Origin of the sequence: Cryobacterium cheniae, from assembly GCF_004403395.1 — a bacterium.
In the GTDB taxonomy this organism is placed as follows: Bacteria; Actinomycetota; Actinomycetes; order Actinomycetales; family Microbacteriaceae; genus Cryobacterium; species Cryobacterium cheniae.
In genome coordinates, this window is the sequence record NZ_SOGN01000035.1 from 320198 (window position 1) to 344661 (window position 24464).

The window sequence follows — 24464 nt, forward strand, 5'->3', positions numbered from 1 at the left end:
GCCTGCGGCCCGCTCGGAGGTTACGTGCGCGGCCGCCTCGCCGATCTCGGCCAGCAGCACCGTCAGGCGCCGCCGACGCCCGTTTCCGGACGGTCGTCGCCGACCTCTTCCTGCGCCATCGCCCGAGCCGAAGCCTCGGGCACCCACATCACGTCGCCGTGCTCGGCGTTGGCTCCCCGGGCCAGCACGAACATCAGGGACGACAGCCGGTTCAGGTACCGAGCGGTGAGCGGGTCCACGGAGGTCGGGTGCAGGTCGATGGCAACCCACACCGCTCGCTCGGCACGGCGCACGACGCCACGCGCCTGATAGAGCAGTGCGGCTGCGACCGTCCCGCCGGGGAGCACGAAGCCGCTCAGGTCGGCGGCCTGCTGCGCAAAGTGATCGACGGCACGCTCGAGCCGGGCAAGGTGCGACTCGCGGATGCGTGCCGGCGCCGGCTCAGGGTCGTCGAGGGGCACGGACAGGTCGGCCACCAAATCAAACAGGTCGTTCTGCACGCTGGCGAGCGTACTGGTCACCTCGATGGGCAGACCACCGGCAGCCATGGCCAAGCTCACGGCCGCGTTGGCCTCGTCGCAGGCTTCGTAGGCGGCGACACGCACGTCGGTCTTGGCCACGTCGCCGTGCCGGCCGAAGGTGGTGCGGCCGGAATCGCCCTTGCCGGTGTAGAGGGCCGGTTGGGCCGGTTCGAATTCTCCGAGGTCAGCCATAGCGGCCACTATAGTAATCGCCGCGCCATCCGCGTAGCGTTTGGACGAGCCGCAAGCAGTTTTCTTCTCGCACCTTCGGCGACAGTGACGTGACGTGACGTGACGAAAACTGTCCGATCGACGGGTGTTCGATCACCGAGGAGCGATATGTCCAAGGATTCAGCAGATGGTATCGAGTCGGAGCTCGGGGACGCGGTCAGTGAACCGCACCGAGAGGGCCTAGCCACCATCGACAAAACGGTTTTCGGCGTTTCCGCCGGAATCATCGTGATGGTCTGTCTGGTCGGGGTGCTGTTCACCGAGACCGTGGGCACCGTTTCGGCATCCGTTCTCGGCTGGGTAACGGGCAACCTCGGCTGGTTGTTCATTCTCGGGGCATCGGGCTTCGTCATCTTCTCGTTGGTACTGGCCTTCGGGAGGTACGGCAGCATTCCGCTCTCCCGCGAGGGGCAGAGCACCGAGTTCTCGACTGTCTCCTGGGTGTCGATGATGTTCAGTGCAGGCATGGGGATCGGTCTGATGTTCTTCGGCGTGTACGAGCCGGTCACCCACCTGGCGACACCGCCGCCGTTCGTCGACGCGCCGGCGAACAGCCCGGAGGCTGCCAACGCGGCCATGGCGTACACCTTCTTCCACTGGGGTCTGCATCCGTGGGCGGTCTATTCGGTGGTCGGCTTGGCCTTGGCCTACTCCACCTACCGGATGGGCCGCGGCAACCTGATGAGCGCTCCATTCCAGGCCCTGTTCGGCAAGGAACGGATCGAGGGCAAAGGCTGGGGCAAGCCGATCGACATCCTGGCGATCATCTGCACCCAGTTCGGTTCGGCGACATCGCTCGGGCTGGGCGCACTGCAGATCGCGGCCGGTGTCTCACTGCTTCGTTCCGGCCAATTCGAGGAGAATCCCGGAACGGTCGTGCCGATCATCATTATCTGCGTGCTGACCGTGGGGGTTGTGTTCTCCGCGGCGAGCGGGGTGGCGAAAGGCATCAAGTGGCTGAGCAACACCAACATGGTGCTGTCGGCCCTACTGGTCGTGTTCGTCTTCGTGGTCGGCCCGACCGTCTTCATCCTGAACCTGTTGCCGTCGTCGATCGGCGCCTATCTGACCGATCTCGTACCGATGAGCTTCCACTCGGCGGTGTTCGGCGGCGACGACTGGTTGGCGAGCTGGACGATCTTCTACTGGGCGTGGTGGATCTCCTGGACCCCGTTCGTAGGCACCTTCATCGCCCGGATCTCCCGCGGCCGCACCATACGTGAGTTCATTCTCGGCGTGCTTCTGGTGCCGACTGGGGTCAGCATCCTGTGGTTCGTCGTCTTCGGCGGCACGGGGCTGCACCTGCAGCTGAACGGTGTCGACATCGCCGGCACCGGCAGTGCGGCGGCCGGCTTCTTCGCGGCGTTGCAGCAATATCCGTTCTTCATCGGCTCGGCTCTCGTAGTGATGGTGCTCACCGCCGTGTTCTTCGTCAGCGGGGCGGACGCGGGAGCTCTCGTGCTCGGGACGCTGTCGAGTCGCGGTCGTAAGGAGCCCTGGAAGCCGCTGGTGATCCTCTGGGCGATCCTCACCGGCGCCGTCGCTGCGGTTCTGCTGTTCGTGGGCGGCCTGGGCGCCCTGCAGACGTTCACCATCCTGGCGGCGACCCCGTTCGTTCTGATCATCATCGGGCTGTGCGTGTCGCTCTATGTGGATCTGCGTCGTGACCCGTTGCGCCAGCGCACCGTCGGGCCGGTGCGCACCTCCTCGGAGGCGCTCGGCGCGGTCCCGTTCACGAATCCGACCGCGGAGAGCACCGACCTGGGCGTGCAACCGGATGCCGCGTCTCCCCTCGACCCGGATGGCCATCGACCCTGAGACCGGCCTGTTTTTGCAGGCCGATCGTTTACGCCCTAGACGTGAGCGCCTGCAGGAACGCGGTGTTCGGATGCGCGTGCGGCAGGACATCCGTCACCTCGCGCAGCGCCTGCTCGATCGGGAGGCCGCGGTGTCTCGCAGCGTAGAGCGCACCCACCGCGGGCGTGCGACTGACCGCTTGCACGCAGTGCACGAGCACGGTGCGTCCCTCGGCGCGCAGGGCCGCGATGACATCGACGGTGTCCGTGAGCACGAAGTCGAGGTTGGGGTTGGCCTTCTCTGCGGGCTCGTCGATCAGCCAGACCGCAACCTTGTTCTCAGCACGGATGCGGCCGGGAACCTGTGTGCGGCCGACCCGGCAGAGCGACACGACGGCGTCGATTTCCACCGGCAGGTCACTCAGGATGCCGATCGCACCGAGCCAGACGCCATCGTCGTGCGGGTGCCGCACCAGGGTGGAAATGTCGCCGGAGGTGGAGTAGGGCAGGTGATCGGCGGTAGGCCAGGTGGTGGCGGCACGGTCTTTGCGGGACCGACGGTCGAGTACGGCCACGTCTCGGCTGTTGGCTGCCCCAGGCTCGTTCCGGTCGGTGCCGGCCCGGTCGCGGCGCTCGGCCAGCACCGGGGACCCCGACACGCTCGACCCCCGGGATCGCCCACCGTTCGCGCGGGCGGCCAGCACACCGCGGCGCACCAGCTCGTCGGCGCGCAGGCCGCCCGGCCAGCCGTGCACGATGCGGCGCCAGGCGGCGGGAACCGCGGATGCGCCGTAGCGCGCCCCGAGCAGCCCGCCGGCGATCGCGGCGACCGTGTCGGTGTCGCGGCCGCCGCGCACGGCGATCTCGAGGGCGTCCTGCAGGTGCCCGGCGGGGGTGGCGGAGACGGTGCCCGCGCCGAAAGTGCGGCCAGGCACGCTGCGCGGCTGGACGATCGCCGACCAGGCCGCCTGGAGCGCCTCCACGACCCAGCCGTTCTGGGTGAAGTCGGAGGGGGTTCCGGCCTCGGCCACGACGAAGCGCGCCTCCCACAGCGCGCGGCGGTCGGCGGGTAGCGCGTCCAGGCCCACCCGAACGTCGAGGGCGCCCTCGAGCACCGCGTGCCGGATGGCCAGGCACCAGAGCACGCAGGCGTCGCCGGCATCCGTTTCAAAGTGGGTGAGGGTGCTGATCGTGCGCGCGACGTCGGCGAGCGCCACCGGGTCGTCGAGGTAGGCGAGCGCCACCGGCGCGGTGCGCATCAGCGAACCGTTGCCGCCGCTGCGGCCGTGCCGGTCGTGGTGGGCGCGGGCGACCACACGCACCGCGAATGCCGTGGGCTCGGTTCGCGAGAGCACCGCGCGCAGCTGGTTGCCCACGTCGGGTGCCGTGCGGGCCCAATCGACCCAGGCTGCCACGATCTCGTCGAGCACACTTTCGTCGCGGAGGTCGTGGCCGGCCGCAATCGCGTTCACGATCGGCACGGCCATGGAGGTGTCGTCGGTCCACTCGCCGGGAGCCCAGTCGAACCCGCCGCCGCCCTTCATCGTGACCGCGGCGTCGCTGGCGAGCGGCGGGCCGAATTCGTAACCGGCGCCGAGGGCATCGCCACAGGCCATGCCCAGCAGTACGCCGGCGGCGCGGTCCAGTTGTGCGGACGTCAGTTTCAAGCGTTTCCCCCGTGCAGTCGTGCGATCGTGCGATCGTGCAGCCGATGAAGTCCGGCTCCGGCGACCCCGTTTCCGGGTTCCACCGAGGCACAGGCCCCCGCAACCGAGCCTAGGGGCAAACGGTGCCTCCGGCGCCTCGGCCGGGGACATCCGTTCGCCGGCTCAGCCTGCCGACAGCAAAACGGCTGTGACGATCTGATCCCGGCCGGAATCCTTGGCCTGGTAGAGGGCCGTGTCGGCGCGCGCGAGCCAGCCCTCCACGGTCTCGCCGGGGGCCAGTTCGGCCAGCCCGACGCTGACGGTGCAGGCCAGACCGGGCGCGATCGCGTCCCAGGGGTGGACCCGCACAGAGGTCAGCAGGCGTTCGCAGGCCTGCTCGGCATGTTCGAGGGTGGTGTCGGCGAAAACGAGCAGAAACTCCTCCCCGCCCACGCGCACGGCCATGTCACTGTCCCGGGTGACGGCCCACAGCAGGGCGGCCATGGCGCTCAGAACCTGGTCGCCGATGCCGTGCCCGTGCACGTCGTTGACCCGTTTGAAGTGGTCCATGTCGATCATTGCCACGCACATCGGCTGCCGGGTGTCGCGGGAGTGACCCATCAGGGGCGGCAGCCGGCGGTCGAGCGCCCGGCGGTTGGGCAGGCGGGTCAGCGGGTCGGTGTTCGCCTGGTGGTCCAGGTCGTCGGCACGGATGCGCAGCCGCGCCGCGTCGAGCTGCGACCGTTCCGCCTCGTGGCGGGCCTGCTCGATCCCGAGGGTGTTGATCAGCATCTGGGACTGGATGCCGGCCGTATCGGTCGTGCGCTTGAGAATCAGGGCGTGCAACGTCTCATAGTGTTCGAGCGCCTGCTCGAATCGGCCGGACTCCTTGTTCATCTCGAACAGCGCCTGCTGCAGCTTGATGTGCAGGGCCGGGTCGTCGTCGAGGGCTGCGACCAGCAGCTGGGCCTTCATCATCGCGGTGGCCCCATCGAGGTCGCCCTCGGCCCGGGCCACCTCGGCCAGCTGCGCGTCGTTGTTCTCCTCGAGGCTGCGGAACCCATGTGCCTTCGCCAGGCGGCGAGCCCGGCCGGCCTGCTCACGGGCCTCTGCGTATTCGCCGAGTTCGATCAGAATACTGACCAGGTTGGTGCGGGCGATGCTCTCGGCGAAGCTGTTCCGCTGGGCCTGGGCCACGGCCACCGCCTCCCGCATGAGCAGAAGGGCCTGCTTCAGGCTCGTCTCCGGGTCGACACCCTGTGCTCTCTGCGTCTGCGCCTGGATCAGGCAGGTGTCGCCGAGGTTGTTGAGACCCACGAAGCTCGCCTCGGGATCGTCGATCGTGCGCGCCAGGGCCAGCGCCTGCCGCCCCAGCTCGAGGGCCCGTTCGGACTCCCCCATCCCCTCGTGCACCATCGACGAACGGCTGAGCGCCCAGAATTCGGCCAGAGCACTGCCGCTGCCTCGGGCGGTCTCCAGGGCCAGGAGCACGTGGCGCAGCGCCGGTTCGTAGAGCCCGGTGTCGCTGTAGGCCAGCACCAGGGTGCAGTGCACCTTGGACTGCCGGAGCAGGTCGCCCGTGCCGTCCAGGAAGTCCAGCGCCAACAGACCCTGCTGAACGGATGCCTCATAGTCGCCCAGTCGCAACCGATGCAGCGCCAGCAGCTCACGGGCATGCGCCTGCTGCCGCATTGTCACGTCGGCCCGGGCCAGCACCGCCTCGGCCTGGCCGACGCCGTCGAGATGGCGCCCCCTGACGCTCGAGCGTTCGCACTCGGCGAGGAGATCGTCGATCTCGGTGTCGAGCGCGGTGTCGAGCGCGGTGTCGAACTCGGTGTCGAACTCGGTGTCGAGCTCGGTGTCGAGCTCGGGTTCCGGCGCAGGTGGGAGGGTGATGGCCAGTCTCCCCCCTCGGATCGTGGGCGGCGTCCTGGCCTGAATGCCTATTCAGTCCCCCGACTGTCCGCTCACCTAGAACATAGCAGCCGACCTGCCGCAAAATGGCCGGATTTCGAGGGCGTCGAGGGGGTGCCCTCGCCCCAAAACGAGGCGCACGAGCGCCTCGGCTGCGCCGATACCGGCACTGGAACCGGCGCCGGTATCGGCACTGGAACCGGCGCCGGCATCGGCTCCGGCACCGGAACCGGAACCGGAACCGAGGACTACCGTGTACCCATGGACAATCCCGCTGCCCCCCTAACCGTGTTCGACGACGTGCGCGCGAATTCAGCCGTGGTGCCGGGCCGCCTTGGCCACACCGTCGTGCTCGAGTCGCCCGGGGTGAGGGTGCTGGTGCTCACCTTCGAGGCCGGGCACGTGCTGAAGGAGCACCGGGTGCCGAAGATCCTCCTCATGCAGGCGCTCGAGGGGCACCTGCGCGTGACCGCGGGCGGGCAGGTCACCGACCTCGTGCCCTTCGGTCTGCTCCGCCTGGACGCGGCGCTGCCGCACGAGGTCGAGGCGCTCGAGGCATCCCGGCTGATGCTCACGCAGATCGGTTAGCGCGGACATCCGTCGCGGCTCAGGTTATGGACGTGGGCGCACGTTCTATCGTGCGCCCACGTCCGCAGGGTGCGCCGCGAGCGCGGGCGCGGGCGTGGGTGCGGGCGTGGGTGCGGGCGTGGGTGCGGGCGGGCCGGCGGGCCGGCTGGCTGGCGATAACTCAGGGTGCCGATCTAGGATGAGCCGATGACCGACCTCGCCACGCCCCCTGCCACTCCCCCTTCCTCCGACGCCCAGCGCCTCACCATGTTCGGGGCGGAGTGGTGCGGCGACTGCCGCCGCTCTAAAAAGCTGCTCGACACGCTGAATGTCGACTACGACTACGTCGACCTCCTGCTCGTCGAGGACGGCGCCGACCGCGCCCTGGCGATCAGCGGCCGTACCCAGATCCCGGTGATCCTGTTTCCGGACGGCACCCATGTGGTGGAGCCCAGCGATACGACTCTGCACGCGAAGCTGACCCAGCTCGGCAGCATCCGCTAGCCGGCTGCACTCTCCGCACCTCGAACGGACGCCCACGAACGAACGCCGGTCAGGGGAAGTAGTCGCCCAGCACGCGCGCCGTCACCAGCGCGAGCTTGCTGTCGAGCTGCTCGTACAGGGGCATCAGGGGCGTGGCACCGGCAACCGTGTGCACCACGCCGGCGGAGTCGAAGATCGCGATCGGCTCGAGGTCGCGCAGCAGCGCCCAGAACGGCTGGGAGAAGAACACGCTGCGGCCTCCGGCGTCGAACTCCTCGAGGGTCATCGCGACATACTCTTCCCGCGCCCGAATGGTGGAGGGGAAGTCCCGGAACAACGCGCATCCGGGATTCTCCGGATCCTCCTCGTGCAGCATGGGCGCCGGAACCGCGTACCACTCGTACCGGTCGTTCGTCGCGGTGGCCAAAGCGCTGGCGATCACCCGGTAGGTCAGCGCCCGGGCGGACATAGCCGGCCTGGCCTTTGGGATACCGAGCCCGGTCGCCACCTCGATCTGTTTGACGACCGCCTGCGGGGTGAGCGCGGCCAGCATTCGAATCCAGCTGATCTTCTGCACGACCCCGTCGACCAGGAACTTGCAGCCGCCGTCGAGGTCCCACTGCACGCTCACGCCGTCCTGCTCGTCGTGCACGATCAGGAGCCGGTCGGCCTCGTCGACCTCCACCCCGGAGATACGGAGATGCGGATGCCGACGCACCAGTTCACTTGCGATCCACCACATCTGGGCGGTGAGGAAGCGGTCCGCCGGCGGAGCGTAGACCTCGTAACCGTCGACTTCGCTGTCGCCGGTGCCGGTGCCGGTGCCGGTGCCGGTGCCAGTGCCGGAACCGTCACCGTCGTTGGAATTGGAATTGGAATTGGAGTTGTCGTCGTAGCCGTAGCTGTCGCCGTTGGAGCTGTCGCCGTTGTAGCTGTCGCCGTAACCGTAGTCGTTTTGGCTGTCGTTGTAACTGTCGCCGTAGCCGTTGTCGTCGTAGCCGTCTTCGCCGTCGCCGTTGCCGTTGGTGCTGTCGCTGTCGCCGTCGCCGTGGGACCGGAAGTTCTCGCTGGAATCGTTTGACCCTGCATCACTCATCATCGCGTCTCTCCGCTCGATACGGCTTTTTCCCGCTCATCATCGTCGATCTGGGCCACTTGCGAAACTCCCCGTTCGAGGTCGTTCGGCGGCGCCCTGATGAACCCTGCACAGACAGGCCCCTCCACGGGTTCTGCACACTCGGCGTCGGCATCCGGAACCCCGGGCACCGCCCGCCTACGGTACCGGCATGACCACCGCTGCGAGCCGTTCCCGTCAATGCTCCCCCGCCGATTCCGTGAGCGACTACCTGCGCGAGATCGGTCGTGTGCCGCTTCTGACCGAGACGGATGAGATCGCGCTCGCCCAGCGCATCGAGGTTGGGCTGCTCGCCGAGGAGAGGCTCTCCGGGCTCCGGCCGGGCGTTGCCGGCAACCACGACTCCGATCTCTCGGAGGAGCTCCGCTGGCTCGCGGCCGACGGTGTGCGGGCCCTGAATCACCTGATCTGCGCGAATCTTCGGCTGGTGGTGTCCGTGGCCCGGCACTTCACCGGCCGCGGACTCGACCTCCTCGATCTGGTCCAGGAAGGCAACCTCGGCCTGATCCGGGCGGTCCAGCGTTTCGACCACACTCGCGGGTTCAAGTTTTCGACCTACGCGACCTGGTGGATCCGCCGGATGATCCACCGCGCCCTGGCCGACCAGGCCCGCATCATCCGTCTCCCGGCCCACCAGGTCGAGGCGCTCAACGGCCTGGCCCGGGTGCAGCACGGGCTGCGGCTCCGGCAGGGCCGCAATGGCACCGCCGAGGAGATCAGCGCGGCCAGCGGACTCACCACGCAACAGATCCGGAGGCTGCAGAATCTCACCGGCCGGCCTCGGTCGATCGACGCCCCGGTCTGGGCCGACCTTGGCAACGGCCTCGAGAACGTGCCCTTCGGCGACACCATTCGCGATGCCCACGCGCTCGACCCGTGCGACGCTGCCAGCCGCACCCTCCTGTCAGAGCACCTCGCCCGCCATCTCGCCCTCCTGCCCGACCGCGAAGCGAGCGTGCTCCGCATGCGGTTCGGCCTCGGCGGCGAAGACCCGAAGCCCCGGCGGGAGATCGGAGCGCACTTCGGGTTGTCCTACGACCGGATCCGGCAGCTCGAGCTGAAGGCCCTGGCCCGGCTGCGGCCGCCGCTGACCTCCGGGCGGGAGTCCGGGGAGAGCGTCGGCGCCAACGGGTAGGGGCGGGTGCACGGCACAGAGCCGGCGCCCGCTGTAATCGCCCGCCGGCGCCGGCGTGCATTCGCCCGCCGGAACGGGCACTCTCGCCTCGCGCTGGGCTGCGCATTCGCTCCCGCGCGGGAGCTGCGCCGCTTCGCGGCCGGCACGCCACGCGCGGAGCGGCGCAGCACCCGCGCAGCCCCGCCAAGTTGGGAATGAATTCCCAGGAGCATGTGTTTGCATAGAAGTCGGTAGCGAGAACGCGCACCGACCAGCTTCCCGCCAGAAAGGGACCCATGACCCCGCACACCTCCGGACTGCACCACGTCACCGCGATTGCCGGTGCACCGCAGCGCAACATCGACTTCTACGTGACCGGTCTCGGCCTCCGCCTCGTGAAGAAGACGGTCAACTTCGACGACCCCGGCACCTACCACCTCTATTACGGGGATGACGCGGGCCGCCCGGGCTCGCTGCTCACCTTCTTCCCCTGGACGGGCATCTCCAGCGGGCGCCCCGGCTCGGGGCAGTCCACGTCCACCGCGTTCTCGGTGCCGGCCGGCAGCCTCGGCTGGTGGGCCGGCCACTTCCAGAAGCTCGGCGTCGAATCCGAGTTCGTGCGCCGCACGGCCGACGAGGAACGCCTCTCCCTGCGCGACCCCGACGGACTGCAGCTGGATCTCGTGGCCTCGTCGACGGTCGATCCGCGCAATCCGTGGGACTCGGCATCCGTGCCCGCCGACTACGCGGTGCGCGGCCAGCACTCCTCGGTGCTCACCGTCGCCGACCCCACCGGCACCGTCGAGGTGCTCACCCGCGACCTCGGCATGCACGTGATCGAGGAGACTCCCGGTCGCATCCGGGTCGGAGCCGGCGACGGGGCCCCCGGCAACATCGTGGACATCATCGCAGACCCGAACGGGCAGGTCGGCCTGACCGCCGGCGGCAGCGTGCACCACATCGCGTTCCGGGTGCCGGACAAGACCACCCAGGAGCAGTGGCGCCAGGAACTCGTCGCGCGCGGCTACGGGGTGACGGCGATCCTCGACCGGCAGTACTTCACGTCGATTTACTTCCGCGAGCCCGGCGGCGTGCTGTTCGAGATCGCGACGGACACCCCCGGCTTCGACATCGACGAGCCGCTGCTGGAACTGGGGCGCTCGCTCAAGCTGCCGCCGTGGCTCGAGCCCAGCCGCGACCAGATCGAGCGCGCCGTCGTTCCGATCACCCTTCCGGGCGAGAACAACCCCGCCCTCGTTGCGGGCCGGTAGCACCCGCGATGACCGCGCAACGCGACTCCCGCCAGGACGATCTCGACTGGCCGCACGTTTTCCGGGCCGGCTCGCCGGAGACATCCGTCGGCTCCGACCCGCCCGGTGACGCCCCCGGTGGCGACGCCCCCGTGCTGCTGATGCTGCACGGCACCGGCGGCAACGAGCAGGAAGTCCTCACCCTCGCCGACGCGATCGACCCGGCCGCGACCGTGCTCGCCCCGCGCGGGCGCGTCACCGAGGGCGGCATGCTGCGCTGGTTCCGCCGGCTCTCCGAGGGCGTGTTCGACGTCGACGACGTGGTGGTGCGGGCCGGCGAACTGGCCGGATTCATCGGTTGGGCCCGGCGGCGCTACGACCTCGGCGAGCGCCGCTTCATCGCCGTGGGCTTCTCCAATGGGGCCAACATCGCCCTCGCCACGGCCCTGCTCCACCCCGCCGCGCTCGACCGGGTCGTCGCCTTCTCGGGCATGTTCCCACTCGACGATCGCACGCTCACGACGGACCTCGCCGGCACGGCGGTGCTGCTGCTCAACGGACGCTCCGACCCGATGGCCCCGCTCACGAGCGCCGACCGGGCCGCCGCGACCCTCACCGAGCGCGGCGCCCAGGTCGAGCGCGAGCTGCGAGACGGCGGGCACGGCATCGCCGCAACGGATGTCGCCGCCGCCCGATCCTGGCTCGCCCGCCCCGCGCAGGTTCGCGCGTAGGCGTGCCGTGATGGAGCAGCTCCCTGACCCCCGCCGCGATGTCGGCGGCGCTTCCGGCCCCGAACTCGGCCCCGCATTCGGCCCCGCAGTCGGCCTCGATTTCGAGTATCGGACCCAGCGGCAACGTGTGCTGTTCGGCACCGGACGGGCCGCCGAGCTGCTCGCCACAGTGCTCGGCGAGCTGGGCGAGCACTGTGGCGTGCTCGGCGAGCTGGGCGACCTCGGCGCGCTGGGCGACCAGGCAGCCGCGATTCCGGACGGGACCGTCCCGGATACGGCCGGCACCCCGCTCACCCCCGGCAGCCCCGGCAGCCCGCGCGTGATGGTGATCGCGACCCGGCGGGAACTGGAGCGGTCCGCGGCGGTGCTCGGCGGCATCCGTGCGGTGCTGGTATTCGATCAGGTCGTGCAGCACGTTCCCGCGGAGTCGGCCGAGCGCGCCCACCGTGCGGCCGAGGCGGCCGGCATCGACGTGGTGGTCGCCCTCGGGGGCGGCTCGGCGATCGGACTGGCCAAGATTCTCGCGCTGCGGACCGAGCGGCCCACGGGGTTGCCGATCGTGGCGATCCCGACGACCTATTCCGGCTCGGAGGCCACCGCTGTCTGGGGGCTGGTCGACCAGGGGGTCAAGAACACCGGTTTTGACCAGCGGGTTCTGCCCGGAACCGTGATCTACGACGCAGCCCTGACCCGGTCCCTCCCCCGCGAGCTGAGCGTCTCCAGCGCGCTGAACGCCCTCGCCCACGGCGTCGACGCACTCTGGGCCCCGGGCGCGAACCCGGTCAGCGCGCTGATTGCCGGTGAGGGCATCCGGATGCTGGCGGGCGCCCTGCCGCGGATCGCCGCCGAGTCCGCCGTCGACACCATGGTCGGCCGGGAGGACGCCCTCTACGGCGCGTACCTGTCGGCGAGCGCGTTCTCCAGCGCCGGTTCGGGACTCCATCACAAGATCTGCCACGTGCTGGGCGGCGCTTTCGGATTGCCGCACGCGCAGACGCATGCGATCGTGCTGCCGCATTCGGTGGCCCTCAACGCGTCGGCCGACCCCGAGTCCGAGGCGCGGATCGCCGCGGCCCTGGGCTCGCGCTCCGCCGTCCGGGGTCTGCTAGCCCTGCGGGACCGCGTGCACGCCCCGACCGCACTGCGGGATTTCGGGTTCCAGGAGTCGGACATCGCCCGGGCCGTGGCGCTGATCCTGCCGGCGGTTCCAGTGTCGAACCCGCGCACGGTCACCCCCGACGACCTGACCCTGCTGCTGCGGAACGCGTGGGCCGGCACCGCCCCGAGCGGGTCGTAGCCGCGCGCGGGCGACCGCCGCCCATTTGCCGCGGACACCGGCCGCGCTAGGCTGCCAGCGGAAAAAGGGAGACCCAATGAGTAACACAGAGCGCGGCGACGGTGCGGAGCAGCACAACACCAACCCGGACCGGCCCGAGCAGACCGACACGAATCCCACCAACGACGATCCGAGAACGGATCCCGCCGAAGGGACCCCCGAGAAGGCCGCCGAACGTGTCGCGCGGGAGGTCGCGCAGGAATCGCGGCTGCGCATCCTTCGGAGCAAGGCTGCCGTCGCCCGGTCCGATGTCGATGCGCTGGCCGCCAAGCACCTCGACCCCGACACTCTCGAGGATCTGCTCGACGCGGCCAGCCCGCGGGAGGCCGAACGGCTGCGCAAATCCGAGCACGAGATCAGTGAGCGCGTCGCCCGGGCCGCGGCGAAGGCCCAGGCCGCCGAGGCCGAATACGAGCAGGCCGTGCTCGACGACTTCGACGAGGCCGAGCGCTAGCACGAGCCCACGTCACGTCACACGAAGACGGATGCCGCCCACCGGCATCCGTCTTCTGCTGCGGCCGCTCCCCGCCGAGCGGCTGCCCCCGCTACGTCGTGTCGTGGTTCCGCTCCGCCTCCGCGATCCGGCCCACCGTCTTCAGGAAGCTGTCCGGGTTGAGCGAGATCGAGTCGATGCCCTCCTCCACCAGGAAGGCCGCGAAGTCCGGGTAGTTGCTCGGCGCCTGGCCGCAGATACCGATCTTGATGCCGGCGGCGTGGGCCTTGTGGATGGCTTCGCTGATCATCTGCTTCACGGCGTCGTCGCGTTCGTCGAACAGGGCGGCGAGATCCTCGGCGTCACGGTCGACGCCCAGCACCAGCTGGGTGAGGTCGTTGGAGCCGATCGAGAAGCCGTCGAACCGGGTGGCGAACCGCTCCGCGAGGATCACATTGGCCGGGATCTCACACATCATGTAGATCTGCAGCCCGGCCTCACCGCGCACCAGCCCGTTCTCCGCCATCACCGCGAGCACCCTGTCCGCTTCGGTCGTGGTGCGGCAGAACGGCACCATCACGATCACGTTGCGGAAGCCGATTTTCTCCCGTACCAGCCTGATCGCCCGGCATTCGAGGGCAAACCCCTCCCGGTAGCGCTCGTCGTAATAGCGGGAGGCGCCACGGAAGCCGAGCATCGGGTTCTCCTCCGAGTGCTCGAACCCCGAGCCGCCGATCAGGTGCGCGTATTCGTTGGTCTTGAAGTCGCTCATCCGCACGATCACGGGGTCCGGGTGGTAGGGCGCGGTCAGCTTCGCGATGCCGAGCGCCAGCGTCTGCACGAAGTATTCCTTCGGGTCCATATATCCGCGGGTGAGCTCTTCGATCCGACGGATGGCCGCCCGGTCGGTGACCCGATCCGGGTGCACGAGCGCCATCGGGTGGATCTGGATCAGGTTGTTGATGATGAATTCCATCCGGGCCAGCCCCACACCGTCGGCCGGCAGCCGCCACCACTCGAAGGCGGCGGCCGGGCTGGCGATGTTGACCATCACCTTGGTGCGGGTCTTCGGCACGGTGCCGAGGTCGATCTCCTCGGTGTCGAAGGCCAGCGCGCCCTCATAGACGAAGCCCTCGTCGCCCTCGGCACAGGAGATCGTGATCATCTGGCCGTCCTTCAGGGTCTCGGTGGCGGTACCGGTGCCGACGACGGCCGGCACGCCCAGCTCGCGGCTGACGATCGCGGCGTGGCTGGTGGGGCCGCCGTGGTCGGTCACGATGCCGGCCGCGCGGGTCATGATCGGCACCCAGTCCGGGTCGGTCATCTCGGTGACCAGGATGGCGCCGTCGACGAACTTCTCGATGTCGGCCGGGTCCTTGATCACGCAGGCCACGCCGGACGCGATGCTGTCGCCGATCGCGACCCCGGTCTCCAGCAACGGCCCGGTCTCGGTCAGGGTACTCACCGTGAACCGGGTTCCGCTCGCCTGCGAGTGCACGGTCTCCGGGCGCGCCTGCACCAGGAACAGTTCACGGGTCACGCCGTCCTTGGCCCATTCCATGTCCATCGGACGGCCGTAGTGGTTCTCCACGATCACGGCCCAGCGGCCCAGCTTCACGATTTCCGCGTCGGACAGCACGAACGACTGCCGCTCGCGCTCGGGGGTGTCGATGGTGCGGGTGCGGGCGCTGCCGCCCTTGGCGTAGACCATCTTGCGGGCCTTCTCGCCGAGGGTCTTCTCGATGATGGGGGTGCAGCCGGGCTGGTCGAGCAGCGCCTTGAACACCAGGTACTTGTCGGGGTTGACCGTGCCCTGCACCACCGTTTCGCCGAGGCCCCAGGCGGCGCTGATCACGGCCACGCCCGGGAAGCCGGTGTCGGTGTCGATGGAGAACATCACCCCGGAACCGCCGACGTCGGCTCGGATCATCCGTTGCACACCGATCGAGAGCGCCACGTCGAGGTGGTCGAAGTTCTTGACCTCGCGGTAGCTGATCGCCCGGTCGGTGAAGAGCGAGGCGTAACAGCGGCGGCAGGCGTCGAGCAGGTCGCGCTCACCGGTCACGTTGAGGAACGTCTCCTGCTGCCCGGCGAAGCTGGCGTCGGGCAGGTCCTCGGCGGTCGCACTGCTGCGCACGGCCACGGGCAGGTTCGGGTGCCCGGCCTTCTCCGAGAGTTCTCGATACGAGGCACGGATGCCGTCGGCGATGTCCGCCGGAAACTCGCCTCCCAGGAACAGCTCGCGCAGGGCCTCGCCCGTGACGCGCAGCGAGGCGCGGCCGTCATGGAACAGATCCAGCTGGTGCCGAAGTGCCGGCTCGATCCCGTTCGCCGCGATGAACGCGCGGTAGGCGTTCGCGGTCGTCGCGAACCCGTCGGGAACCTGCACGCCATCGTCACTGAGGGCGCGCACCATCTCGCCCAGCGACGCGTTCTTGCCGCCGACCTGCGGAATGTCCCCCAGACCGATTTCGTTGAACCACACCACACTGCTTTCGAGCATTGTTCTCCCACCCTCTGTGAGTCCTGCGACCCTGTGACTGGCGCACCTGTGATTCTGCGCGCCGGTGACGTTGCGCGCCTGTGACCATGCGCGCCGGTGGCCCGGTTTGGGCCAGGTAATGGCAACCTACTCCCCCGAAGGCGGCCCCGGCTAGGCGCGCCGCGCCACAGCCGATGTCGGTGGTCCCTGAGACTCTGAAGTACTCCCTCGAGGGAGCCTCAACCAGGAGGTACAGATGACTGATCCCAACTACACCGCTCTGTTGCTCGTGATCGACCGGAGCGGCTCGATGTCGAGCATCCGTGACGACATGGTCGGAGGCCTGACCGCGATGCTCGCCGAACAGGCCGCCGAGCCGGGCCTGCTCACCGTGGACATCGTCACCTTCGACGACGAGATCGAGCACACTCACAGCCTCGCCGACCCGAACGCCATCACCATCGAGCTCGACCCCCGCGGCATGACGGCGCTGCACGACGCGATCGGCGTGGCCGTCACGGGGTTCGGAGCGACGCTGCGGGCGCTGCCCGAGCACGCCCGTCCCGGCACCGTGCAGGTCGTGGTCGTGACCGACGGCGGCGAGAACTCGAGCAGCGAATACTCCGCGGAGGCCGTGCGAGCGCTGATCGGCCGGCAGACCGAGGCGTACGACTGGGACTTCGTGTTCCTCGGCGCCAACCAGGACGCCGTGCTCACCGGTGCCGCGCTCGGTTTCGACGCCGCCAGCTCCATGACGTACGCCGCCGCACCGGGCGAGGTCGCCGCGATGAGCGCGAACCTCGGCCGCTACGTGACGGATGTGCGCAAGAAGGAGAAGCGCGGCTTCACGTCCGAGGAGCGCATGGAAGCCGGCGGTGATGACGTGTAGGCAGCTGTCGGAGCCGGGGCCGCCCGTCCGGCCGCCCGCTCGGCAGAGCGCCTCGGCGCGGGCCGTTCACGGGAGGGTGACAAGCATGCGATCGGGGACTGAACCCGAATCAATCCCCGATCGCAATGCCGTATCAGGACGAGATCCCTACTCTCGCCCGGCTTCCGCCGATTCAGTCGCGCGCCTACCCAAGGGGGCGACGAATCGGAGGTTATCCACCGCGCCACGCGGCGACAGAGACAGGCCGGGACGGCCGCGTCTGGTGTCGGCCTCGAGGGAGGGGAGGTTCATCTGGGACGGTTCTTTCTCATCCGGTAGGCCGGCCAACCCGAGGGTTCCGTGCCTTTGCGACCCCGCCTCACGACGGGTGTGCCCTTGCGATTGACGTGTAGTGACCGTCTCTCCAGCGACCAGTCGGTCACCTGAGAAAAACTTATCAGTCAGGTGCGGCGCGCAAGCACCCTGGTGAAAAGAGTTCCCTCTGGCAGACCCCCAAATCGAGGGGGCCGGCCGGTCCGGGTGCGGGGTGACGGATGCCGCGGCGCGCTTTGCCCTGTGCGGCACTCCTGGCAACCGACGTGGGCCCGGGCTAACGTTGCAGACGTGAGCCGCATGCAATGCTCTATTCGTACTGCTCCATTCGTACTGCTCCATTCGCAATGCCAAGACGGGGGTCCCCATGACAGTCACCACAGCCGATGCCTACGTCGCCAGGGCGAAGGCAATCGCCACCACCGCCCATGAGGGCCAGTTCGACAAGCTCGGCGCCGCGTACATCGACCACCCCCGCCGCGTCGCCGAGCGACTCAACGACCCTCTCGAGCAGGCCACCGCGTGGCTGCACGATGTCCTCGAAGACTCAGACTTCACCCGACACGACCTGCTCGAAGCCGGCATTCCCGGCGGTGTCGTCGCCGCCGTCTCGGTGCTCACCCGTACGGATGCCGTGAGCGACGCCGACTACTACGCCGGCATCCGCGCCAACCCGATCGCTCTCGCCGTGAAGCGCGCCGACATCGCCGACAACCTGGAGCCCTGGCGGGTGGAGCAGCTGGACGTCAGCGTGCAGGAGAGGCTCGCGGCGAAGTACGCGGCGGCGCTGGAGGCGCTCAGCTAGACGCTGTCGCGAAACGTTCCAGTGCGTCGCCGCGTATCGGCATCCGGCTTGAACGGCTGTCGGTTCACTCGAGGCCGCCTCAGGGCTGACCCTCACAGTAAAGAATGGTGCTCGACGAGCCGTGGAATCGGGCGATGTACTCGTTTGTACATACGAACATAATAGACAAATTATCTGAGCAAGTCTCGACTTAGTGTTCTAACTTTGCTAGAATTATCCCGTGACCACCCTCCTGGAACACCCCGAAGCGGATGCCGCACCCGGCCCCTCTGCTGCGGCGCGGGTGGTCGCGGAGTTGCAGGCTCTGGCGGCCGGTCTCGGGGAATCGCTGCGGTGTTCGGCGGTGCGTGGGTTCGATGATGACGGCCTGCTGCAGGTGACCGCGGCGGTCGAGGTCCTCGGCCGGCGGGTGGACGCGTTGGGGGTGGCGGCCGCGGCGGAGGTCGCGGACCGGTCCCGTCCGGAGCTCGGCACGGGTCAGCTCTCGGCGAAACGCGGCTGCCGCACTGCCGGGGAGCTGCTCGAGCGGGTCACGCTGGTGTCCGGGCCGACCGCGGGGCGGCGGATGCGGCTCGGCAGGCAGCTCCGGACCGGCCTGTCCCTGGGCGGCGAGCCTCTGCCGCCGACCTTCCGTGCCACGGCGATCGGCCTGGCCACCGGTGCCATCGGCGTGGACACGGCCGACGCGATTGTCACCGCGTTGACGCCGACGCTGCGGTGCACCGACCTGGACTCGGTGCAGGCCGCCGAGAGCGAACTGGTGGCATCAGCGACCGGCACCAGTGCGGAGACCCCGGTGCCGGCGTCGGCGGACGAGATCCGGCTGCAGGCCTCGGTCTGGAAGGCCGTGCTCGCCCCGGACGGGTCCCGGCCCGACGACCACGCCATGACCGCCCGCGGGATCCGGCTCGGCCGGGAACGCGACGGCATCGTGCCGGTATCGGGGTCGTTGATGCCGGAGATCGCGGGCAAGCTCCGCCGCCTCTTCGACGCATACCTCTCACCGAAGAGCGCCCCGGTCGCCTTCCACACCGAAGACGACGCCGCCGGCGACCGTGAATCAGCCCGCGAACAGGCGCTGCTCGAACGAGACGACCGCACCCCCGACCAGCGCCGCCACGACGTCCTCGCGGTGATCCTCGACGTCGCCTCCCGCGCCGGCGAAGCCCCGACCATCGGCGGCGCCCCCGCCACGGTCCTGATCAGCGTGCGGGAACAAGACCTCAACGCGGACTTCGGCCAGGGCCGTGGCATCGGCTGGATCGACGGCGTCGAGGCCCCGATCGCGATCAGCACCGTCAAAGACCTGATCAGCAACGGCGGACAGCAGAAAGTCGTGATCAACGCCGAAGGCCGCATCATCGCCCTCGGCTCACCCGAACGCTGCTTCACCCCCGCACAGCGGCGGGCGATCCAGCTCCGCGACGGCACCTGCATCATCGCAGGCTGCAAAATCCCCGCCGGGATGACCGAAATCCACCACGTCATCCCCCACGCCCACGGCGGCCGAACCCACACCGACAACGGCGTCTGCCTCTGCTGGTGGCACCACCGCTACCTTGCCGCGTCAGGCTGGGCCATCCGCATGATGCGCGGGGCCGTGCAGATCATGGCACCACCCTGGCTCGAAACCGGGACCCGCACATGGCGCACCGTCACCAAATCCCGCACCCGCCTGACGGACGCGGTCGAACGGAAGAACGTGACGAGGGATTAGGACTGACTTGGGTCTCGACAGGCTCGACCAACGTCACGGAAACCTTGGCGAGGTCGGGTCACCGGGCTCTCGAGAGGCTCGACCAACGTCGGGCGAACCTTGACGAGACGGTGGACGGTGGACGGTGGTGACGGAACGACGGTGGTGACGGTGGTGACGGAACGACGGGCGGAAGCCGTGCCCTAGGCTTCCATGTCGTCGTGGGTGACGATGCGGCCCAGCTCGATACCGCCATCCGGCAGCTGCCAGAAGTGCATCCGGCGCGCGGCGGGGGTGTTCTGTTCGATCGAGACCCGCATGCAGCGAGCACCGTCCCAGCGCAGCAGGTGCGGGTCGGCCGGCCCGGCACCCTGGCGCAACGCGTGCAGGTGCCGCCCCTTGAGGGTCTTCACCCGACCGGTTAGCACATCCACGGATGCCTTGAACGCCTTGGCCAGCTGGCCGTCGTCGAGCCCGGTGAGAGATTCGGCGAACCGCTCCCCCAGCACGTAGTTCTGCGGCAACTTCCACTCCTCGCGGTCCGATTCCGGAACCCGGTCCACCCAGGCGAGGAGGATCTCGTGCCGCACCCAGCCGGAGGGTTCTTCCCAGGCGGCACGCCGCGACTCGTACTCGCTGACCGCGGTGGGGGCGGGGGTGGTGCGGCGGGATTCGCGCAGCATCCGTCGTTGGGCGCGCTGGTCATCGCGCAACTCGGCGACCGTGTGGCGCAGGGTGGCGAGTTCGACGAGGGCGTCGCGCAGCTGCAGCTGTGCGGAGCGGGCCTGCTCACGCAGTTTGGCGAGGTCGGAATCCGTGGCGCCGGCCTCGACCAGCTGGGTTTCGAGCCGCACGATGCGTGACTTCGCTTCGGCGAGGGACAGCTGGGTCGACTGCAGCGCGGAATGCGGCGCGGGAGGAGGGATGGGGGTGACACGGAACGGGATGGCTCCGGTCGTGGCCGGGCGGAGCGCGGCGTGCACGCGGCCGGGCCCCGGCGACGGGCGCGGGTGCAGACGGCCTGCGGTCGGTCCGGCTGCGACCAGGGCGGAGTGCCCGGGGGTTCCGACCGGCCATGCCGCCGGGACAGCCGCGGCAGCCGCGGCAGCCTCGAACGATGATGTCGTCCCCACCACCTCGACCACGGCGGCGGCGTCTTCGTCTTCCTCGACCAGCGGCAGGAGCGGACGGTTCTCCTGCAGCCAGGGCGGTCCGTTGCGCACGGCGCACAGCGGCGGCAGAACGGTTTCGTCGTCGTCGACGTCGCTCAGGCACAGGTGCAGGGCACCGCTCGGCAGGTGGATGACCCGCGCGGCCACGACGTCACCCTCGGAGAGTAGGGCGTCGACCTTGTCGAGCGGGTTGGCCGAGATATCGGCCCGGGTGATCGTGAAGGCGAGGTGCGGGTGCAGAGCCAGAACCGCGCGCTGGGGGCTGACCTTCTGCACCAGGGCCAGGGTGATGCTGCCGTCCGGGTAACGCTGGGCGATCGCGGCCACAGAAGGCGGCTTGGCCTCGACATTGAGCCGGTGGGTGGGCGCATCGAGCGCGCCCTTGATGCGCTGGCCGGGCTTCAGGGTCCAGTCGAGGGGAACCGGCGGGTAGGTCAGTTCCTGCCAGACGGTGGCCATGCCGCCGCCGTCGAGTTCGACGAGGGCGCGGGAGCCGCCCAGCATGAACCCCTTGACGGTGCCGTCCACGGTGATGACGGATGCCGGCGCGAGCGCGAAGAGGCCGGCCTGATGCGCGTGGGCGAGGGCATCCGTCACCAGCTGGTCGGTGGCGTGCTGCGGATCGCCGTGCGTGAACCGCAGCCGGGAACGGGCGAGGTCGGCGAACGCGTCGCCGACAGGGTAGGAACGGCCGGCGCTGCCGTAGACCTGGAACTGGGCCGGGAGCAGGTCGCCGAGCTGGCGGGTAAGCTCGCCGGTCTCGATCAGGAAGACCCGCGCGACGTCACCGATCTGGCCGGAAAGCTGATCGATTCCGATTTCGGGCACGGCAGTGCCGAACGGCGACGACACCACAACCCAGGGACGATCCCGGCCCGCATCGTGCAGACCGTTAGCGAGTTGTTGCACCGCGACGCTAGTCTCCACGCGGGTATACACCACTGACTCCCCTTCCAGCCTTGGTGAGGGGCTGTTCACCGAGGTTACGCCTGTCGCCTGTGAGAAAGACCCCGCACGTTAAGGTTCGGAGTGTAAGGAGCCTGTGCTCCCCAGTTTTCACTGGGCTGCCAGCATCCCCATGACCAACGTCGTCGCGGCGTTGAGCACGATGAGGGCGGCCGCCGTTGCCGAGGCCAGCTCGAGCGGCAACAGCACCTTGCGCTGCAGGGAAGCGGCTCGCACCTCGGAGTCGAGACGGGTGAAGCTCTCCATCAGGCCCTCGCCCGAACTCAGCGGCACATCGGTCCACCTGTCCGGGTCGTCGAGGAGTTCGATCATGCCCAGGCGTTCCGCCGGGCCCAGCACGATCGGCAGGTCCGTCAGCCACGGAACGAGCTCGCCGGCGTCGAGAACGGTCACGGGAACCGGCGTCGACCGCCGGTCGATGTTGCCGGCACCGACGAAGACGACCAGGGGAATCACGGGTGCCGACAGTGGACGGCGGCCTTCCAGAAGCGTCGTGACGCGCTCCGCCTCGAATGTCGCGTGGCGCAGGTAGGGCACCGGCCGGGTGTCCACGAGAACGCGGCGTTCCTCCACCAGCACGCGCTGGCCGCGGTGCTGCTTGGTATTGATGGTGATGACCCCGCCGGGACCCACGAGCACGTGGTCGATGTCCCAGCCGTGCCCGCCGATCGGCAGCGCGTGGAAGACCGCCCACTCCGGTGTCAGCGTCGCCAGCTTCTTGCCGACCTCGATCTCGCCCTGGGCGCCCAGGTACCAGCCTTCACAGTTCTTGCCGAGCGGGGAACGTCCCAGAAACCGGGCCCACACGCTGCGTGGCGGAGTGCTGCGTTGTGCGCGCAGCAGTTTCTCGATCATGAACTGCGCCGCATAACGCCGGCGCATTCCAGTACTTTCCAACATCATGTCTGCGTTCCCCCACCGTCGATTGTAACGGCTCACCTCACCGGCTCACCTCACCGGGTGGACTCCCTGCGGGGCAGCTTCAGACGCTCGCAAGCGCGGCTTCGACCAGCTGGAACACGACGTAACCGGCCGCGACGGTGCCCGCAGCGGCGACCAGGCTCCACAGCATCCGTCGGATGCCGGTCGAGCGCACCCGCTGATCGAGCTCCGTGAACCGGTCGCGCAGATCATCGGGTGTGGTCTCGGGCAGCGCGCGCCAGACGTGCGGGCTGTCGAGGATGTCCGCCACCTCCTGCACCTCGCCGGCCGACAGCACAGGATGGAGCCGCATCAGCCATGCGCGCACGTTTTCCGCGTCGAGCACTTTGACCTGCACGGGCCTCTGCTCGATGGTGAGCAGCCGCGGCTGGACGAACACGATCACCGGTTGCACGGGCGCGACCAGCGGCATCCGTTCTCGCACCAGGTTCGTGATGCGCTCGGCCTCGTATTCGGCGTTGCGCAGGAAGGGCACCGGCTCGCCGTCGACCTGCAGGGTGGTGCGACCGACACGGATGTCGTTGCGGGGGTGGTGCTTCGTGGTGATCGTGAAGATTCCGCCGGGGCCGACGACGAGATGGTCGATTTCCGCGTTCGCGGAGCCGATCGGAACGGCGTGCAACACCGTCCAATCGGGCGGAAGCGTCGCCAGGATGGAGCCCACCACGATCTCTCCTTTGGCCCCGAGGTACCAGGACATGCTGTCGGCACCGAGCGGGGACAGGCCGAAGAACCGAGCGGACCGCGACCGGAGTGCCGCGCTCCCCTGCACCCGCAGCAGCTGTTCGGTGACCGACTGCGCCGCGAGTCCCCCTTGCATCGTGGCACTGTCCAGCGTCATCGCAATCCCCCCATTGCTGAATCTAGCGACTGGCAACCGGGAGCACGCAGTCCCCGAACGGGGGTGGCCACGGCGTGGCGGCCTACAGTCAGAGGTCTCGGTGGTCCGTGCCGACTTCCCGGACGGCGGTTGTCGGCACGCCCGTGAGCCGCCGGATCGCTCGGTTCGGCGGCATGGTGCGAAGTCACCCACTAAAACAACTAAGTCGCGGGGAAAGTCGCGCGGGAAGTCACGGCGGAGGTCGCGCGGAAAGTCGCGCGGAAAGTTGCGCGGAAAGTTGCGCGGAAAGTCGCGGTGGAACCTGAGCCGCCCGGAGTCCCCCAGACTGGGGGGTGTGAATGTAATCAAGGTGCCAGGATTCCGGAAGTCAACCTGGATCGCAGCCGCCGTGGCCGCCACGGTCGCCGTGGGTGCCGGCGCCGCCGGAATTGCGGCCGCCGTCGGTCCAGGCGACGCGGACACCACCCTGACCGACACCGAACTGGAGCGTGCGAGTCGCGCGGCCCTGACCGAGGTCGGGCCCGCCACGGTGACGGATGCTCAGATCCGCCCCGCCGCGTCTCCCGCGCCTTCAGCGTCTCCCGCGCCTTCCGCATCTTCCGCGTCTCCCGCGTCTCCCGCGCCTTCAGCGTCTCCCGCATCGTCGGGCGATTTCTACGAGGTCGACACCCGGCTCCCGAACGGGGTGGAGGTCGCGGTTCAGCTCGATGAGAACTTCACGGTCGTCTGGGTGAGCACGCCCAGTTGGCGCGGCAACGCGGCATCCGTCGCCGAACCCCGCGTGCTGACCGCGGCGGAGCGGGCGAGCGTCGACCGGACGACCGCCGGGCAGGCCGCCCTGACCGAGGTCGGCAGCGGCACCGTCACGGACTTCCGCCGCAGCAGGGCGCTCGACCATGCCTTCGAGGTGGAGGTCACCCTCGAGAACGGCACGAAAAAGGTGATCGAGCTCACCGAGCGCAGCCTGGTCGTGCACCCCGATCGCGCCACCCTGCGCTGAGCCGGCTCGCCGGGGGCATCCGTCGCCGAGTTCGACTGTTCCGGTCGAGACCGACAGGCACACCCGTCGAACTCCCCCGGACGTATCGAACTCGACGGTGGCGGAGGGTGACAAGCCGACCGGCGACGAAGTAACGTGGACCATCAGGGACGAAAAGGCCCGCGCACAACGGTTATACGAACAACAGTTTCACGAACAACAG

20 protein-coding genes and 1 riboswitch are annotated in these 24464 nt (G+C 69.0%); of the genes, 12 read left to right on the forward strand and 8 right to left on the reverse strand.

The genetic code is table 11. The features are described from left to right. Positions 1-62: 62 nt before the first annotated feature. Entirely contained in the window at positions 63-713 is a 651-nt protein-coding gene (locus E3T23_RS07800) for a cob(I)yrinic acid a,c-diamide adenosyltransferase (protein WP_134369794.1), read from the reverse strand. A gap of 147 nt (positions 714-860) precedes the next feature. Here E3T23_RS07800 and E3T23_RS07805 point away from each other — a divergent pair, with 147 nt between their 5' ends. Next, positions 861-2570 (forward strand): BCCT family transporter, encoded by a 1710-nt coding sequence (locus E3T23_RS07805; RefSeq protein WP_134369795.1) that lies wholly within the window; start codon positions 861-863, stop codon positions 2568-2570. Between the two features lie 28 nt (positions 2571-2598). Here E3T23_RS07805 and E3T23_RS15670 read toward each other — a convergent pair whose 3' ends face one another. Further along, positions 2599-4215 carry an ADP-ribosylglycohydrolase family protein gene (locus E3T23_RS15670; RefSeq protein ID WP_241977713.1) on the reverse strand — a complete coding sequence of 539 codons (1617 nt, stop codon included), beginning with the start codon at positions 4213-4215 and terminating at the stop codon, positions 2599-2601. A 162-nt stretch (positions 4216-4377) separates the two neighbouring features. Continuing rightward, complete coding sequence (locus E3T23_RS07815) at positions 4378-5886, reverse strand: tetratricopeptide repeat-containing diguanylate cyclase (RefSeq protein WP_134369796.1); 1509 nt, start codon at positions 5884-5886, stop codon at positions 4378-4380. Here E3T23_RS07815 and E3T23_RS07820 point away from each other — a divergent pair. Next, positions 5845-6696, forward strand: a complete 852-nt coding sequence (locus E3T23_RS07820) for a cupin domain-containing protein (RefSeq protein WP_134369797.1) — start codon at positions 5845-5847, stop codon at positions 6694-6696. The two genes, E3T23_RS07815 and E3T23_RS07820, sit on opposite strands and share 42 nt — an antisense overlap. A 186-nt stretch (positions 6697-6882) precedes the next feature. Beyond that, positions 6883-7179 (forward strand): glutaredoxin family protein, encoded by a 297-nt coding sequence (locus E3T23_RS07825; protein WP_134369798.1) that lies wholly within the window; start codon positions 6883-6885, stop codon positions 7177-7179. Between the two features lie 49 nt (positions 7180-7228). Here E3T23_RS07825 and E3T23_RS15210 read toward each other — a convergent pair whose 3' ends face one another. Continuing rightward, positions 7229-8254 (reverse strand): TY-Chap2 family putative peptide chaperone, encoded by a 1026-nt coding sequence (locus tag E3T23_RS15210; protein WP_166806243.1) that lies wholly within the window; start codon positions 8252-8254, stop codon positions 7229-7231. 190 nt (positions 8255-8444) lie between these two features. Between E3T23_RS15210 and E3T23_RS07840 the strand changes: the two genes are divergently transcribed. The 5 genes from E3T23_RS07840 to E3T23_RS07860 all read left to right on the forward strand — a co-directional run bounded on the left by E3T23_RS07840 (position 8445) and on the right by E3T23_RS07860 (position 13178). Next, positions 8445-9428 (forward strand): sigma-70 family RNA polymerase sigma factor, encoded by a 984-nt coding sequence (locus E3T23_RS07840; protein WP_134369801.1) that lies wholly within the window; start codon positions 8445-8447, stop codon positions 9426-9428. Positions 9429-9703: 275 nt separating this feature from the next. Beyond that, the gene (locus E3T23_RS07845; RefSeq protein ID WP_134369802.1) at positions 9704-10678 is read left to right on the forward strand and encodes a ring-cleaving dioxygenase; all 975 of its coding nucleotides are present in this window, start codon (positions 9704-9706) and stop codon (positions 10676-10678) included. 8 nt (positions 10679-10686) lie between these two features. Continuing rightward, positions 10687-11388 (forward strand): alpha/beta hydrolase, encoded by a 702-nt coding sequence (locus E3T23_RS07850; RefSeq protein ID WP_134369803.1) that lies wholly within the window; start codon positions 10687-10689, stop codon positions 11386-11388. 10 nt (positions 11389-11398) lie between these two features. Then, positions 11399-12685, forward strand: coding sequence for a maleylacetate reductase (locus tag E3T23_RS07855; protein ID WP_241977715.1), 1287 nt, complete (start codon positions 11399-11401; stop codon positions 12683-12685). A gap of 76 nt (positions 12686-12761) precedes the next feature. Beyond that, complete coding sequence (locus E3T23_RS07860; RefSeq protein WP_134369804.1) at positions 12762-13178, forward strand: hypothetical protein; 417 nt, start codon at positions 12762-12764, stop codon at positions 13176-13178. A gap of 91 nt (positions 13179-13269) precedes the next feature. Here the strand turns inward: E3T23_RS07860 and ppsA are convergent, their stop codons facing one another. Beyond that, positions 13270-15660, reverse strand: coding sequence for a phosphoenolpyruvate synthase (ppsA, locus tag E3T23_RS07865; protein WP_134369805.1), 2391 nt, complete (start codon positions 15658-15660; stop codon positions 13270-13272). 235 nt (positions 15661-15895) lie between these two features. On the opposite strand from ppsA, the gene E3T23_RS07870 reads away from it, so the two are divergent. The 3 genes from E3T23_RS07870 (at position 15896) to E3T23_RS07880 (ending at position 19362) form a co-directional block, all read left to right on the forward strand. Continuing rightward, complete coding sequence (locus E3T23_RS07870) at positions 15896-16528, forward strand: vWA domain-containing protein (RefSeq protein WP_134369806.1); 633 nt, start codon at positions 15896-15898, stop codon at positions 16526-16528. A gap of 310 nt (positions 16529-16838) precedes the next feature. Continuing rightward, positions 16839-16912: riboswitch (cyclic di-GMP riboswitch) on the reverse strand. A gap of 295 nt (positions 16913-17207) precedes the next feature. Further along, positions 17208-17645, forward strand: a complete 438-nt coding sequence (locus E3T23_RS07875; RefSeq protein WP_134369807.1) for a phosphohydrolase — start codon at positions 17208-17210, stop codon at positions 17643-17645. A 220-nt stretch (positions 17646-17865) separates the two neighbouring features. Continuing rightward, complete coding sequence (locus tag E3T23_RS07880; RefSeq protein ID WP_134369808.1) at positions 17866-19362, forward strand: HNH endonuclease; 1497 nt, start codon at positions 17866-17868, stop codon at positions 19360-19362. 182 nt (positions 19363-19544) lie between these two features. Here the strand turns inward: E3T23_RS07880 and E3T23_RS07885 are convergent, their stop codons facing one another. The 3 genes from E3T23_RS07885 to E3T23_RS07895 form a co-directional block, all read right to left on the reverse strand. Further along, positions 19545-21422, reverse strand: a complete 1878-nt coding sequence (locus E3T23_RS07885) for a S1 domain-containing protein (protein ID WP_166806244.1) — start codon at positions 21420-21422, stop codon at positions 19545-19547. Positions 21423-21569: 147 nt separating this feature from the next. Beyond that, positions 21570-22361, reverse strand: coding sequence for a nuclease-related domain-containing protein (locus E3T23_RS07890; RefSeq protein ID WP_166806245.1), 792 nt, complete (start codon positions 22359-22361; stop codon positions 21570-21572). A 100-nt stretch (positions 22362-22461) separates the two neighbouring features. After that, positions 22462-23262 (reverse strand): nuclease-related domain-containing protein, encoded by an 801-nt coding sequence (locus E3T23_RS07895; RefSeq protein ID WP_134369811.1) that lies wholly within the window; start codon positions 23260-23262, stop codon positions 22462-22464. Positions 23263-23596: 334 nt separating this feature from the next. Between E3T23_RS07895 and E3T23_RS15215 the strand changes: the two genes are divergently transcribed. Beyond that, on the forward strand, positions 23597-24262 hold the full coding sequence (locus E3T23_RS15215; protein WP_166806246.1) for a hypothetical protein: 666 nt from the start codon (positions 23597-23599) through the stop codon (positions 24260-24262). Positions 24263-24464 lie beyond the last annotated feature (202 nt).